Source organism: Streptomyces sp. NPDC060035, assembly GCF_042736635.1.
Classification (GTDB): Bacteria; Actinomycetota; Actinomycetes; order Streptomycetales; family Streptomycetaceae; genus Streptomyces.
In genome coordinates this window covers 25695-39264 of the sequence record NZ_JBHWVO010000028.1, presented here as the reverse complement: position 1 = coordinate 39264, position 13570 = coordinate 25695, and the positions used below count along the sequence as shown (strand labels likewise).

Annotated in this window: 12 protein-coding genes; 4 read left to right on the top strand and 8 right to left on the bottom strand. The window is 70.5% G+C overall.

Translation table 11 applies throughout. From position 1 onward, the window contains the following. Nucleotides 1–66: 66 nt before the first annotated feature. The 3 genes from araD to ACFWBQ_RS31925 are packed head-to-tail and all read right to left on the bottom strand — an operon-like array spanning nucleotide 67 to nucleotide 3412. Nucleotides 67–1806 carry an L-arabinonate dehydratase gene (araD, locus tag ACFWBQ_RS31935; protein ID WP_385504634.1) on the bottom strand — a complete coding sequence of 580 codons (1740 nt, stop codon included), beginning with the start codon at nucleotides 1804–1806 and terminating at the stop codon, nucleotides 67–69. Next, entirely contained in the window at nucleotides 1803–2705 is a 903-nt protein-coding gene (locus ACFWBQ_RS31930; RefSeq protein ID WP_385504955.1) for a dihydrodipicolinate synthase family protein, read from the bottom strand. Before ACFWBQ_RS31930 ends, araD begins: the two co-directional genes overlap by 4 nt. 50 nt (nucleotides 2706–2755) lie before the next feature. Further along, nucleotides 2756–3412: a GntR family transcriptional regulator gene (locus ACFWBQ_RS31925; RefSeq protein WP_385504630.1), complete on the bottom strand. Its 657-nt coding sequence runs from the start codon at nucleotides 3410–3412 to the stop codon at nucleotides 2756–2758. Between the two features lie 235 nt (nucleotides 3413–3647). Here ACFWBQ_RS31925 and ACFWBQ_RS31920 point away from each other — a divergent pair, with 235 nt between their 5' ends. Continuing rightward, on the top strand, nucleotides 3648–4865 hold the full coding sequence (locus ACFWBQ_RS31920; protein WP_385504624.1) for an MFS transporter: 1218 nt from the start codon (nucleotides 3648–3650) through the stop codon (nucleotides 4863–4865). Here the strand turns inward: ACFWBQ_RS31920 and ACFWBQ_RS31915 are convergent. Both ACFWBQ_RS31915 and ACFWBQ_RS31910 read right to left on the bottom strand, forming a co-directional pair. After that, nucleotides 4848–6029, bottom strand: a complete 1182-nt coding sequence (locus ACFWBQ_RS31915) for a hypothetical protein (RefSeq protein ID WP_385504620.1) — start codon at nucleotides 6027–6029, stop codon at nucleotides 4848–4850. The two genes, ACFWBQ_RS31920 and ACFWBQ_RS31915, sit on opposite strands and share 18 nt — an antisense overlap. Further along, nucleotides 6026–6991: a 5-dehydro-4-deoxyglucarate dehydratase gene (locus ACFWBQ_RS31910; protein WP_385504618.1), complete on the bottom strand. Its 966-nt coding sequence runs from the start codon at nucleotides 6989–6991 to the stop codon at nucleotides 6026–6028. The genes ACFWBQ_RS31915 and ACFWBQ_RS31910 overlap by 4 nt, the downstream gene beginning before the upstream one ends. 329 nt (nucleotides 6992–7320) lie before the next feature. On the opposite strand from ACFWBQ_RS31910, the gene ACFWBQ_RS31905 reads away from it, so the two are divergent. From ACFWBQ_RS31905 to ACFWBQ_RS31895, 3 genes are all read left to right on the top strand, one after another. Next, nucleotides 7321–8130 carry an NAD-dependent epimerase/dehydratase family protein gene (locus ACFWBQ_RS31905; RefSeq protein ID WP_385504611.1) on the top strand — a complete coding sequence of 270 codons (810 nt, stop codon included), beginning with the start codon at nucleotides 7321–7323 and terminating at the stop codon, nucleotides 8128–8130. Between the two features lie 89 nt (nucleotides 8131–8219). Then, on the top strand, nucleotides 8220–8453 hold the full coding sequence (locus ACFWBQ_RS31900) for a hypothetical protein (protein WP_385504608.1): 234 nt from the start codon (nucleotides 8220–8222) through the stop codon (nucleotides 8451–8453). A 64-nt stretch (nucleotides 8454–8517) separates the two neighbouring features. Continuing rightward, nucleotides 8518–9744 carry a TerD family protein gene (locus ACFWBQ_RS31895; RefSeq protein WP_385504605.1) on the top strand — a complete coding sequence of 409 codons (1227 nt, stop codon included), beginning with the start codon at nucleotides 8518–8520 and terminating at the stop codon, nucleotides 9742–9744. Nucleotides 9745–9860: 116 nt separating this feature from the next. Here ACFWBQ_RS31895 and ACFWBQ_RS31890 read toward each other — a convergent pair whose 3' ends face one another. The 3 genes from ACFWBQ_RS31890 to ACFWBQ_RS31880 form a co-directional block, all read right to left on the bottom strand. Further along, the gene (locus ACFWBQ_RS31890) at nucleotides 9861–10091 is read right to left on the bottom strand and encodes a hypothetical protein (RefSeq protein ID WP_014156926.1); all 231 of its coding nucleotides are present in this window, start codon (nucleotides 10089–10091) and stop codon (nucleotides 9861–9863) included. Between the two features lie 78 nt (nucleotides 10092–10169). Then, on the bottom strand, nucleotides 10170–11750 hold the full coding sequence (locus tag ACFWBQ_RS31885; RefSeq protein ID WP_385504601.1) for a TROVE domain-containing protein: 1581 nt from the start codon (nucleotides 11748–11750) through the stop codon (nucleotides 10170–10172). Between the two features lie 336 nt (nucleotides 11751–12086). Beyond that, complete coding sequence (locus ACFWBQ_RS31880) at nucleotides 12087–13556, bottom strand: alkaline phosphatase PhoX (protein ID WP_385504598.1); 1470 nt, start codon at nucleotides 13554–13556, stop codon at nucleotides 12087–12089. Nucleotides 13557–13570: the final 14 nt, after the last annotated feature.

The following is a 13570-nucleotide window of genomic DNA, read 5'->3' as shown; positions in this document are numbered from 1 at the left end:
CAAGCGCTTACCGCATGCCGTTCGGTGTACCGAACGGATCGGCGCGCGGAATTCTCTTCGCCCGGTTCAGCCCGCGTACGGGTCGGGCACATCTCCTTGCCTCGCCAGGAACGCGAAGTCGCATCCGGTGTCGGCCTGGGTGATCTGCTCCTGGTAGAGCGCCCCGTAACCGCGCCCGTACCGTGCGGGCGGCGGTGTCCACCGGGCCCTGCGCAGCTCCAGCTCCTCGTCGGGAACGTCGAGATGGAGCAGGCGCGCCTCGACATCCAGGGTGATCAGGTCACCGGTGCGCACCAGGGCGAGCGGCCCGCCGACGAACGACTCGGGCGCGATGTGCAGCACGCACGCCCCGTAACTGGTGCCGCTCATCCGGGCGTCGGAGATCCGCACCATGTCCCGTACGCCCTGCTTCAGCAGGTAGTCCGGGATCGGCAGCATGCCGTACTCGGGCATGCCGGGACCGCCCTTGGGCCCGGCGTTGCGGAGCACCAGCACGTGGTCCGGGGTGAGGGCGAGAGCCGGGTCGTTGATGGTGCGCTGCATCTCCTTGTAGTCGTCGAAGACGACCGCGGGACCGGTGTGACGCAGCAGGTGGGGCTCGGCGGCGATGTGCTTGATGACTGCACCGTCGGGGCAGAGGTTGCCGCGCAGCACCGCCACGCCGCCCTCCTCGGCCAGGGGGTTGTCCCGCTCCCGGATGACGTCGGCATTGTGCACCAGCGCCCCGTCGAGCTGTTCGCGCAGCGTGGTGTGCGCGACGGTGGGGCGGTCCAGGTGCAGTACGTCGGTGAGCCGCGCCAGGAATCCGGGCAGCCCGCCGGCGAAGTGGAAGTCCTCCATCAGGTACTTGCCGCCCGGGCGGAGGTTGGCGAGCACCGGGACGGTGCGGGCGATGCGGTCGAAGTCGTCCAGGGTGAGCTTCACCCCGGAGCGGCCCGCCATCGCGATCAGGTGGATGACGGCGTTGGTGGAGCCTCCGAGCGCGAGGACGGTGGCGACGGCGTCGTCGTACGCGTCCGCGGTGAGGATCTTCGACAACGTCAGCTGCTGCCACACCATTTCGACGATCCGGAGACCCGACTCCGCGGCCATCCGGTCGTGACCGGAGTCGACGGCCGGGATGGACGAGGCGCCCGGCACCGTGACGCCCAGCGCCTCGGCGGCGGCCGTCAGGGTCGACGCGGTACCCATCGTCATGCAGTGGCCGGGCGAACGGGCGAGCCCGTTCTCCAGCTCGGCCATCTCGCAGTCACCGATGAGCCCGGCCCGCTTGTCGTCCCAGTACTTCCACATGTCCGTACCGGAGCCGAGCACTTCGTTGCGCCAGTGGCCCGGCAGCATCGGCCCGGCGGGCACGAACACGGTCGGCAGGTCGACGGAGGCCGCGCCCATGAGGAGCGCGGGCGTCGACTTGTCGCAGCCGCCCAGCAGCACGGCGCCGTCGACGGGATAGGAGCGCAGCAGCTCCTCCGTCTCCATCGCCAGCATGTTGCGGTAGAGCATCGGGGTCGGCTTCTGGAAGGTCTCCGACAGGGTGGACACCGGGAATTCGAGCGGGAAGCCGCCCGCCTGCCAGACGCCCCGCTTGACCGCCTGCGCGCGGTCGCGCAGGTGGACGTGGCAGGGGTTGATGTCGGACCAGGTGTTGAGGATCGCGATGACCGGCTTGCCCAGGTGCTCCTCGGGGAGGTAACCGAGCTGGCGGGTGCGGGCGCGGTGGCTGAACGAGCGGAGCCCGTCCGTTCCGTACCACTGGTGGCTGCGGAGCTCCTCGGGAGCGATGCGCGTGCCGTCGGTGCCTGTCATATGGACCACCCTGCGACCAGGTCGGCGACCTCGGCGCGCTGCGCCTCGGGCAGGACCCTGCTCGGTGCGCGGACGTCGCGGCGGCAGAGCCCGAGCGCGGCCAGGGCCTCCTTGACGACGGTCACGTTGTTGGCGGACTGCCGGTCGGCGCGCAGGTCCTCGAAGCGGCGGATCTGCTCCCAGACCTTCATCGCCGCGGCGTAGTCGCCGGCCCGCAGCGCCTCCAGCATCGTCAGCGAGACACCGGGGGCGATGTTGACGAGGCCGGAGGTGAATCCGGTGGCGCCGGTGGCGAAGTAGGAGGGTGCGTACAGCTCGGCGAGTCCGGCGACCCAGACGAACCGCTCCAGGCCGGCGTCCCGGGCGAAGGCGCCGAAGCGGGCGGCGTCCGGGACGGCGTACTTCACACCGATGACGTTGGGGCAGCTGTCGGCGAGTTCGGCGAGCCGCTCACCGGCGAGCAGCGGGTTGCGGATATAGGGGACGACACCGAGCTCCGGAACGGCCTCGGCGATGGCCCGGTGGTAGTCGATCCAGCCGTCCTGCGAGACATAGGGGTGCACCGGCTGGTGCACCATCACCATCTCGGCACCGGTGACCCTGGCGTGCTCCGCGGCGGCGACGGCGGTCGGTACGTCATGGCCGACGCCCACGAGGACGGTGGCACGGCCGCCCGCCTCGTCGATGGTGAGCTCGGTGACGGCGCGCCGCTCGTCGGGGGTCAGCGCGTAGAACTCCCCGGTGTTGCCGTTCGGGGTGACGATGCGGACGCCACCGTCGAGCAGCCGTCGCAGCAGGGCGCGGTGCGCCGTGGTGTCGATGCTCCCGTCCGCGGCGAACGGGGTCACCGGGATCGCCACAACGTCTGCGAGGGCCGCCTTCAGCGGGGAGAGGTCCATGCGGACTGGCCTTTCGTCGAGGTGCTGGTGGTTGAGCTCCAGCTGGTTGTTCACGCCGCGTCACCCCCGTCTTCGTCGTCGGGGAAGGCGCGGCGTACGAACGACGCGATGTGGTCGTGCAGAGCCCCGGCCGCCGCAGCCGCGTCGTCCGCGAGGGCGAGCCGCAGGATCTCCCGGTGCTCGGCCGCCTCACGCTCCCAGGACGGGATGGTCGACCAGGCCACGGTCGACACGAGGGCGGCCTGATCGCGGATCTCGTCCAGCATCCGGGAGAGCAGCGGGTTGCCGCAGGGCAGGTAGAGCGCCCGGTGGAAGTCCCGGTTCGCCAGCGACCTGTCGGCCTTGTCGATCGCCGAGTCGGAGCGCTCCAGGGCTTCCTGTGCCGCGTCCAGCGAGGCCTTGCGGGTGATGGAGCGGCGCAGCGCCTCGGGCTCCAGGAGCAGGCGCACGTCGTACACCTCCCGCGCCATGGTCGCGTCGACGAGCCGCACGGTGGCGCCCTTGTACTGGCTCATGACGACGAGCCCCGTACCGGCGAGCGTCTTCAGCGCCTCACGTACAGGAGTCTTCGACACCCCGAACTGCGCGGCGAGCTCTGTCTCGACGAGCGCCTGCCCCGGTCTCAGCTGCGCGGTGAGGATGGCGTGCTTGATCGCCTCCAGCACGTACTGGGTCCGGGAGGGGATCGGGGTGGGCGCAAAGGTCATGAGTGAAGGGCTCTCGCATCTCGCGTATCGCGTCTCATATATGACGTACGAAGTACGACGCGATGAAAGTAGAGCGGCCGTGATGTTTCGTCAACGCTTCTGACAGAAGATGTTTCCGCGCATCTCCAGGGCATCCGACCGATGCCCGAGGTCGTCCTTAGTCGCCAGCATGGCCCTGTTGGCGTGGACCGGAGGCGAGTGCCCAGGTCACGGTGGTGCGAGGGCGGGCGGTGCCGTGGGCAGAGTGGTATGCGATCGGACGGCCCTGCTCGTTCTGGCGGGGGTGCTCGTCTCCGGATTCGGCACGTCCGCGATGTGGCTCACCGCCGGGATCTGGGTCAAGTCGCTCACCGGTTCGGACAGCCTGGCGGCCCTGACCGTGTTCGCGATGTGGGCGCCGGTACTGGCCGGCCCCGCCCTCGGCGCGCTCGCCGATCTGCTGCCCCGCAAACCGCTGCTGATCTGGGTGAATCTGGCCATGGCGGGGCTGATGACCTCGCTGCTCGTCGTCGATTCGGCCCGCCGGGTCTGGGTGCTCTTCGCCGTCCTGTTCGTCTACGGGGTGAGTGGCGTCCTGCTGGACGCGGCCGAGGCCGCACTGGTCGCCCGGGCGGTCGACACACAGCTGCTGGGTGACTTCAACGGGCTGCGGATGATGGCGAACGAGGGCATGAAACTGCTCGCACCGCTGGCGGGTGCGGGGCTGTTCGCGCGGTACGGCGGCGGCCCGGTGGTGCTCCTGGACGCGGTGACGTTCGCCCTGGCCGCGCTGGTGTTCGCGCAGTTGCGGGTACGCGAACCCGAGGGGACGGGGCGGGTGTCACAGCGGGGTGGCACGGCGGCGGGGATACGGCTGCTGCGCAGCTCGCAGACGCTGCGGCCGCTGGTGTACGCCGGGGCGCTGACGATGCTGCTCGCCGGGCTCAACGGTGCTGCGCTCTACGCCGTGATCGACGATGTGCTCGGCCGCTCCCCCGCCTACGCAGGGGTCCTGTACGCGGTCCAGGGCGCCGGTTCCGTGGCGGCCGGGCTGATGGCCGGGCCGCTGCTTCGGCGCATGCCGGAGCGGGTCTTCGCGGCAGCGGGGACCGCTGTGTTCGCGGTGGCGGTGGGGGCGCGGGCACTGCCCTGCGAGGCGGTGGCCCTGGCGGCGAGTGCGGCCATCGGACTCGGCCTGCCGTGTGTACTGATCGCCGCGATGACGGCTGTGCAGCGGGATACCCCGGACGCGGTGCTGGGACGCACTGCCGCTGCGGCCAACTCGCTGATGATGGTGCCGAACGCGGTGGCCCTGGCGCTCGGGGCGGGGCTGGTCGCGATGGTGGACGTCACCCTGCTGCTGCCGCTGACGGCGGTGGCAGGGCTGGTCACCGCGGCATGCCTGTGCACGGGCCGGCGGGGGCGGCTGACGGGCGCCCCCACCGGCCCGCGTCCGTCATCGCCCGACGCGTGAGAGTGCGTCGGCGACGGTCTCGAGATCCGGACCCGAGGCCAGCCCGGCGTGATACAGGCGCAGTTCGGTGGCGCCGAGCGAGAGCGCGTGCGCCGCGTCCCGCTCCAGCGTTCCGGGGCTGCCGCCCATGCCCGTGACCACACCGAAGTTGGCGGCCCGCACTCCGGACAGCCCGGCGAACGGGCCGAGCACCGCCTCGCGTGCCGCGTCGTCACCCGTGCAGGGCAGCACCACGCCGTCCGCGGTGGACAGGATGTGCGCGGCGTCGACTCCGACGTTGGCGCCCGCGCGGTACGAGGCGGGGTCGGCGTGCAGCAGTACCTGGAAGTCCGGGCCGCCTGCCGCCTGCCGCACCGCGGCGACGGCCGACTCCTGGAGCGTCCGGGCCACCTGGCCGCGCCACCGCAGGGTGGCATCGGCGAGGCCGGCCCCCAGCAGCTTCTCGACACCGGACCAGCCGGTCTCCCTGGAGCCGGATCCGGCCCAGACCGGCTCCAGGGCCCGGCGCACCGCCGTACCCAGCTCATCGGCGTCCAGCCCGTGCCCGCCGTAGCCGGCCCGGCACGCCGCGCAGAAGCAGAGCGACATCAGGTACTGCGCGGCGTCACCGAGACCCACCCCCGCGATCTTGTCGTGGGCGTGCAGATGGGCGAAGCCGTACCAGCCGCAGGACTCCAGCTCGGTGCCGCACGCACCGGGGCGTACGGCCGCCTCCGCCGCCAGGTCCACCAGGTAGGTGTGGACGGCGGGCTGCGCGATGCACGGTGCCCAGGGGTAGCGGTCGCCGTAGGCGTTGACCACGGAGGTGTCCGGGTGCTCGGCGCCCAGGCGGGAGTTGTGCGCGAGGACCACCCAGGAGTGCACCTGGAGACCGGCGCCGGTCAGGGCCTCGGCCGCCTCGGCATACGGATCCTCGCCCGTCACCCAGGTCTGCTCGTAGGGCCGCAGCTCGCGTCCGTCCCAGCGCGCCGGGTCCGGCGGGTAGAGCACCGCGGCGTGCTCGGCCGTGACGATCCGGCGGGCCGGGTGACGCGGGGTCAGGGCCCGGGTCGAGTGATACGCGGAGGCCAGAGTGACCTGCTGGACGCCGAGGTCCGCGACCCGGGCAGCCGCGTCCGGGTCCCCGACGACGTCCCAGGGGTAGAGGAAGGCGGAGGTCTTCACCCGCGCTCCTCCTGCCGGACCCCGTGCTTCTCCAGCAGGGCGCGGCCGCTCGCGATGATCGCGGTCAGTTCCTCGATGTGCTCGGCGGGCGGTTCGGTGAGCGGGGTGCGCACCTCGCCGACGTCCAGGCCCTCGAGCCGGACGCCCGCCTTCACGAGCGACACCGCGTAGCCGCGGCCCTTGGCGCGCAGTTCGACGAGCGGCCGGTAGAAGTGGTCGAGCAGCGCATTCACCAGATCGTCGTCGCCGGATTCCATCGCCCGGTAGAAGGCGAGGGCGATGTCGGGTGCGAAGGCGAACACCGCCGAGGAGTAGAGCGTGACGCCGATACCGCGGTAGGCGAGCCCGGTGAGCTCGGCGGTGGGCAGGCCGTTGAAGTACAGGAAGTCCTGCCCGGGCAGGCCGGTGCGTACGGCGCTGACGATGCGCTGCATCAGGTCGAGGTCGCCGCAGCCGTCCTTGAGACCGATGATCCCGGGGGTCTGCGCGAGGGCGAGGACGGTCTCCGGGGTGAAGACGGCGTTGTCGCGCTGGTAGACGATCGTCTCCAGGCCGGTGGCCGCGGCGAGCGCGGTGTAGTGGCCCAGCAGCCCTTCCTGGCCGGCGACGACGAGGTACGGGGGCATGGCGAGGAGTCCGTCCGCGCCCGCCTCCTCGGCGAGCTTCGCGTACTGGATCGCGAGCGCCGTGCCGTAGCCGGCACCCGCGACGACGGGCACCTGTCCGGCGGTCTCCTCGACGGCCGCGGCGACGACGAGCCGGAATTCCTCCGGCGTCAGCGCATGGAACTCGCCGGTGCCGCAGCAGGCGAAGACCGCTGCGGCTCCGGCATCGATGCCGGTGCGCACATGCGTACGGAAGGCGTCGAGGTCGACGGTGCCGTCCGGCCCGTAGGCAGTGACGGGGAAGAAGAGCGGCCCGGCGACATCGGTGAGTCGGGCGGCAAGGGGGGCTGAGGTCACGGGCGCTCCCTGAGCAGATTCAGGCGTGCACAATTCTGATCGGTGTCCATATTTCTGAACGCCGCCACGCTAAGGCAGCCGCGCGGCGCAGGTCAAGACGAGAACACCCAACCTGGAGGCGGAGCAGCTCACTCGGGGCCACACTTGACGTGATCCGCCAGGACTTCTTAGCTTGTCCATGCATGTGAATGTCGTCCATGGATTTGACGCATCGCGCCGATGTGTCATGCCTGCGTGCCACGCGTACCTTGCTGTCCGTACGCACCACCGCACGGCACGTCCGCGTACACCGCGCCCCCGTCCTGTGCCCGCACCGAGGAGATCCCCGTATGCCCGCTCCCCGCACCGTCCTGCTCACCGGCGCCGCCGGCGGCCTCGGCACCCTGATGCGGGGACTGCTGCCCGCGTACGGCTATGAGCTGCGCCTCTTCGACGTCATCCCGATCGAGGGCGAGCCGGACGCGATCACCGCCGACCTCGGTGACAAGGAGGCACTGCGGGAAGCCGTCCGGGGCGTCGACGCGATCATCCATCTCGCGGGCATCTCCCTCGAAGCCTCGTTCGACAAGATTCTGCGCTCCAACATCGAGGGCACCTACAACCTCTACGAGGCCGCACGCGAGGAGGGCATCGGGCGCATCGTGTTCGCCTCCTCCAACCACGCCGTCGGCTACACCCCGCGCCCGCTGCCCGGCGACCCGCTGATCCCGATCGACACCGCACGCCGCCCCGACACCTTCTACGGCCTGTCGAAGTCCTTCGGCGAGGATCTCGCGCAGCTCTACTGGGACAAGTACGGCGTGGAAACCGTCTCGGTGCGCATCGGCTCCTGCTTCATGGAGCCGACATCGGTCCGGATGCTGTCGGTCTGGATGAGCCCCGGTGACGGCGCGCGACTCTTCCACGCCGCGCTCACCGCCGAGGACGTCCGCCACACGGTGATCTACGGCTCCTCCGACAACACGCGCCTGTGGTGGGACCTGACGACGGCCAGGTCCCTCGGGTACGAGCCGAGGGACGACTCCGAGCAGTATGCGGACAAGCTCGTCGCCGAGCACGGTGAGCTGGACCCGGAGAACCCGGACCACGCCCACATCGGCGGCCACTTCGTCACGGACCCGCCGATGTGGCCGTACTAGTCCTTGCCGGGGCCGGTGGGCCGGGGACCGTGGGCCAGGACCGGAAATTCGCGCGACGGCGTACGGCGGGCGCGGGCAGCATGGGGCGCATGCCGAAGCCTTCCGGATTCCAGTACGAACAGCACACCGACGCGAGCGTCACGATCACTCATCACGGCCGCCCTGCGGGAACCCTGCGCGGCGGCCGTGCGGAGAAGTTCCTCGCCGAGGTGGCGTCCGGCGACGCCCAGCTCGTCATGGCCCGCTGGACGGGCACGTACAAGCACGGCAACGAGCGCACCGCCCGTAACCACCCCCGTAACCGGCCCGTGGGCGGGCGCTGAGCCGTACGGTGCATGTACCCGAAGGTAAGGGAACGGCAAAGCCGGGTCGTTCGTTAGCCCGTGCATGACCGTAATGACCCCCGGCTCGAACATTGCTCTCTCCGCCGTCCGCGTGGCGGTGGACGTCGCCGCCCCGGTGCGGCTCGACGTCTCGGGCCTGCTGCTCACCGCCGACGGCAAGGTGCGCTCCGACGACGATTTCATCTTCTACAACCAGCCCTCCGGCCCCGGCGTGACGTACCGCTCGGGCGGCGGCTCCGGGCCCGACGCGATCGTGGTGGACACCTCCGCGGTCCCGCCCGGTATCGAGAAGATCGTCGTCACCGCGAGCCCCGACGCGGCCGGCCAGACCTTCCAGGGTGTCGAGCCCACCGCAACCGTGCGCAACGCGGACGACGGCAGCGCGCTCGCCACCTTCACCCCGCCCCAGCTGGGCGCGGAGACGGCACTGGTGGTCATCGAGATCTATCTGCGCAACGGCGCCTGGAAGGCCCGCGCCGTCGGCCAGGGCTACGCCAACGGCCTGGCGGGCATCGCCACGGACTTCGGCGTGTCGGTCGAGGAGCCCGCCGCGCCCACCCCGGCCGCATCCGTCGCACCGGCCGCACCGGTCGCTCCCCCGGTGGTCGCTCCCGTGGACCCGCGGATCGCTCAGCCTGCTCCGCCCGCTCCGGCGGCACCGCCGGCCGTGGCACCCGCTCCCGCCCCCTCCGGCAAGATCAACCTCGACAAGGGCCGGATCAGCCTCCAGAAGAACCAGACCGTCTCGCTGGTCAAGGGCGGCCGGCCGCTGCTCTCCCAGGTCAAGATGGGCCTCGGCTGGGAGCCCGCGTTCCGTGGCAAGGACATCGACCTCGACGCCTCGGTGATCGCCTTCGGCCCCAACCGCAATCACCTGGAAAGCTGCTACTTCGGCAAGCTCTCCATCCTGAACGGCGCGATCCAGCACTCCGGCGACAACCTCACAGGTGAGGGCGCGGGTGACGACGAGGTGATCGTCGTGGACCTCGGCCGGATCCCCGCCGACGCGACCGGTCTGGTCTTCACGGTCAACTCGTTCACCGGCCAGAAGTTCACCGAGGTCGCCAAGGCCTACTGCCGGCTGATCGACGCGGCCACCGGCGAGGAGCTGGTCCGCTTCGACCTCACGGGTGCGGAGCCGCAGACCGGCGTGATGATGGCCAAGCTGATCAAGCAGTTCACCGGCGAATGGGAGATGACCGGCATGGGCGAGTTCGTGAAGTCGCGGACCGTTCGCGGCATGGTGAAGCCCGCCTCGAAGGCGCTGTAGCCCGAAGCCGCCCGAGCACCTCGCAACGGCTTCCGGGGCACCCGATGGGATTTCTCCTCAGGTGCCCCGGATCCGGAGAGTCTCCGGTCGGACGCTGTAGGTGCTCGTTCTCCCTCTCAGAGCTTGGTCAGCTTGGAGTACGGGCTCAGGATCCTCCCCTGTCGCCCCGAGAAGTCGATGAGCACTGCGTCGTTGTCGCCCTCGACAGCAAGGACTCGGCCGAGTCCGAACTGGTCGTGCGACACCCTGTCGCCCACATCGAAGCATTCGACCGGTGGGGCCGCCTGGGCCGGGCGGTTGAAGGGACTGGAAGGCAGGTGACGCCGGGATCCGGCTGACTGTTTCATTACATTGAGTATGCGCCTTGGGAGCGCCCGACGCCATGCCCGACCGCTCCCGGGGCCGCAGTAGTGCCGGATTCGTAATCAGCCGTTCCACGGCCAGTCGGCGCTCCTGCCCGCTTCCAGCAGGGGCACCATGCGGAATGCCGCATCGGAAAGCCCCCCGAAGGTGTGGCGGTTCTCGCTCCCCGACGGGCCGTGTCCGATCCGGTAGCCCGCGAGGTTCCAGGTGTATACCGGAACGGTCGGCGGGATCCGCGCGGTGGCGTCCCCGTAGTGCGTGAACGATGCCTGCTCATCGGTGACGATCAGCACCCGGTCGTGCTTCCTGTAGTGCCTGCGCACCGCCTCCACGGTGTTGGTGCCGCCCAGGCTGTGGAAGCGCTCCAGGACCTTCAGCACCGACTCGCCCCTGCGGTGGGCCACCGGCGCGCTGCTCGTACCGAACTCCACCAGGTCGGCATCGGCGGCCCGCAGCGCGAGCGCCGTGCCGAAGACGGCCGCGGCGTCGGCGCGGTTCAGCTGCGAGCGGTCCGAGAGAGGCGACCACATGGAGCCCGAGCGGTCGACGAGGATCAGGGTGCGTCCGGGCAGTGCCGGAATGTTCGCCAGCGAGTGCCCGAGCGCCTGCTCCAGCGGGTAGGACCAGCGCAGTGAGGGCGCGTGCCGGTAGGCCGCGAGGTAGCGGAAGGGGAACTGCCGGGAAGCCTCGACCGCCACCGGGTCGGAGATCCTCGCCGCCACGTTGGCCGCGACCGCGTCCGAGACGCCTGCCTCGTCGAAGTTCCGCAGATTGCGTACGAGCGCCATCGCCCCCATGGAGGGAATCACCGCCTCCCAGACCGCGGCGTCCATCGGACCCTGCAGCCAGCCCGCGAGTGCCTCCCAGGTCATGCCGGCGGCGGCCAGCCGGTCCGCTCCACCGGGTCCTGTGACGACGGCGCGACGCTCGGCGACCGGCAGCTCCATCAGTGCCCGGTGGGCGGTCAGGGTGCGGTTCGAGACGGGCGGCACGGCGTCCTCGGGGTGGTGCCTGCGGTCCAGCGCGTACCGGAACAGCTCGCCCTGCCAGGCCTTGGCCGGGTCGGGCGCGGCGTGCACCAGATTGAGGATGTCGCCGAAGCGGTACCCCTTGGACGCGGTGTCGTACTTCAGCAGCGCCCTGCCGCTGTAGAGCCGGCGAACGGCATCGGCGATCCCGCGCTTGACGGGCTTGGGTACGGCGCGGCCGTACTGCGATGTCCAGTAGCCGAGCAGCTCACCGGGCTCGTCCGCACGCAGCAGCACCGAGTCCACGACCTGCCGGTTGGACGGGCCGTCCACCGCGCCCGCGTCGAGCCGGGCCTTCACGTACTCGGCGGCGCCGACGATCGACGCCGTACGCATCTGCCCCTCGCGGCGCAGCCAGCGCAGCAGCCCCGCGGTCCACTCCGGGTCCTCGACGGCGAGCTTCCGCACCAGTGCGGCGAACCGGCTGTCGCGCTCGCCGCCGCCCTCGTGGAAGGTCTGCTGCGACACGAAATTCGAGACCGCGAGGAGGAAGAGTTCGGAGCGGCTGTCCCGGACGTGTCCGACGGCACCCTGATGGTTGCGCGCGGTGCGCCCGGTGGACTGCACGGGTGAGGTGACGCGGGGCCTGAGGAAACGGGTATTGAAGCGTGCCATGTGAATTCCCCCGAATTCATGGGAGAAGGCACAGCGAAAAGGGTGCCCGAGGTCAGGAGTCGGCGACGGGCTCATGTCTGATGCTCTGTCCGATTGAGCTACCGGCCGTGGCCGGACGGGACTCGAACCCGCAACCCTCAGATCCCGGAAGTATCCGTTGCCTGCGCACCGGGCACCCCGGCGCTGGTGCCTCCCGAGGTCAGGACGGCTGCGGCGTGATTTCGTGGAAGGAAGTAGCCGCTGCCTTCGCACCGGGAGGTGCATGGCCCTGACTCTAGGAGAACAACTGCGCGGCATGCGAGGGAATTTCCCTCGCATGCCGTGCACGGCCGGGTGTCAGTGCCGGTTCGGCTGGCGCTTCCACGGGCCCGTGATGGCGAGCATGATGCCGGGCGTCTGGATATTGGCGAACAGCGTCTTCCCGTCCGGCGAGAAGGTGACACCGGTGAATTCGCTGTACGAGGGGTCGTCCTCGGTGCCCGCGTTCAGCTCGTTGCGCGCGATCGGATACGTGCGGCCGCTGTCCGTCGCACCGAAGAGGTGCTGGATGCCTTCGCCGTCCTCGGAGATGACCAGGCCGCCGTACGGCGACACGGTGATGTTGTCCGGGCCGTCGAGGGCGCCGTCCTTGGACGGGTCGGGGTTGACGCCGAGGAGCACCTTCAGGGTGAGCGTGCGGCGCTTGGGGTCGTAGAACCAGACCTGGCCGTCGTGCGGCACGGGGCTCTCGCTCCGGGCGAACGAGGAGACGAGGTAGGCGCCGCCGTCTCCCCACCACATGCCCTCGAGCTTGCGGGCACGGGTGACCTGGGTGTTGTCGAACTGCTTGCGCACGGAGACGGTCCTGGCGTCGCGGTCGGGTACGTCGACCCAGTCCACGCCGTAGACCGTGCCGATCTCCGTGGCGCGGGACAGGTCGTCGACGAACGCGCCCTTCTTGTCGAAGCACTTGGTGGCCTGCAGGACACCGGCGTCGTCGGCGAGGGTGCGCAGCTTGCCGCGGCCGTGCGTGAAGCCGTGCGGCGGGACCCAGCGGTAGAGCAGGCCGTTGGGGCCCGACGCGTCCTCGGTCAGATAGGCATGGCCGCGCTTGGGGTCGATGACGACGGCCTCGTGGGCGTACCGGCCGAACGCCTTGATCGGGCGCGGGTCCCGGTTGGCGCGCTTGTCGTAGGGGTCGACCTCGAAGACGTACCCGTGGTCCTTGAGCAGACCGTTCTTGCCGGCCTTGTCCTCTGTTTCCTCACAGGTGAGCCAGGTGCCCCAGGAGGTGCTGCCGCCCGCGCAGTTGGTGGACGTACCGGCTATGCCGACCCACTCGGCGGTACGACCGTCGCGCCGGGTCTCCACGACGGTGCAGCCACCGGCCGCGACCGGGTCGTAGACCAAGCCCTCGGTGAGCGGGACGGGGTGCTCCCAGCCGGCCCTGGTGCCGCTCAGCTCGTGGTTGTTGACGAGGAGGGTGACGCCGCGGGGGCCCTCGAACGCGGCGGTGCCGTCGTGGTTGGAGGGAGTGGATTCGCCGGTCTCCAGCGTGGTGACACCGCTGTGCGTGACGATGCGGTACGAGAATCCGGCGGGCAGCGCGAGGATGCCCTTCGGGTCGGGGAGCAGCGGGCCGTAGCCCAGCTCCTTGCCGTGCCCGTGGCCGTCGTGGTCGTCGTGGTCGTTTCCGTGGCCGTGCCGCGCGTCCTCGGCGGCCAGGGCGCCGGGTGCGGTGGCCAGCGTGCCGACGGCGCCGGTGAGAGCGATACCGGCACCGGTGAGGGCGGACTGTCTGGTGAATTCCCTGCGCGTGAACGACATCACGGACTCCTGCT

Excerpts from the sequence above, each read along its gene's own strand:
- araD (WP_385504634.1), bottom strand. The coding sequence starts at position 1,806 with ATGACAGGCACCGACGGCACGCGCATCGCTCCCGAGGAGCTCCGCAGC.
- ACFWBQ_RS31930 (WP_385504955.1), bottom strand. The coding sequence starts at position 2,705 with ATGGACCTCTCCCCGCTGAAGGCGGCCCTCGCAGACGTTGTGGCGATC.
- ACFWBQ_RS31925 (WP_385504630.1), bottom strand. The coding sequence starts at position 3,412 with ATGACCTTTGCGCCCACCCCGATCCCCTCCCGGACCCAGTACGTGCTG.
- ACFWBQ_RS31905 (WP_385504611.1), top strand. The coding sequence starts at position 7,321 with ATGCCCGCTCCCCGCACCGTCCTGCTCACCGGCGCCGCCGGCGGCCTC.
- ACFWBQ_RS31900 (WP_385504608.1), top strand. The coding sequence starts at position 8,220 with ATGCCGAAGCCTTCCGGATTCCAGTACGAACAGCACACCGACGCGAGC.
- ACFWBQ_RS31895 (WP_385504605.1), top strand. The coding sequence starts at position 8,518 with ATGACCGTAATGACCCCCGGCTCGAACATTGCTCTCTCCGCCGTCCGC.
- ACFWBQ_RS31890 (WP_014156926.1), bottom strand. The coding sequence starts at position 10,091 with ATGAAACAGTCAGCCGGATCCCGGCGTCACCTGCCTTCCAGTCCCTTC.
- ACFWBQ_RS31885 (WP_385504601.1), bottom strand. The coding sequence starts at position 11,750 with ATGGCACGCTTCAATACCCGTTTCCTCAGGCCCCGCGTCACCTCACCC.
- ACFWBQ_RS31880 (WP_385504598.1), bottom strand. The coding sequence starts at position 13,556 with ATGTCGTTCACGCGCAGGGAATTCACCAGACAGTCCGCCCTCACCGGT.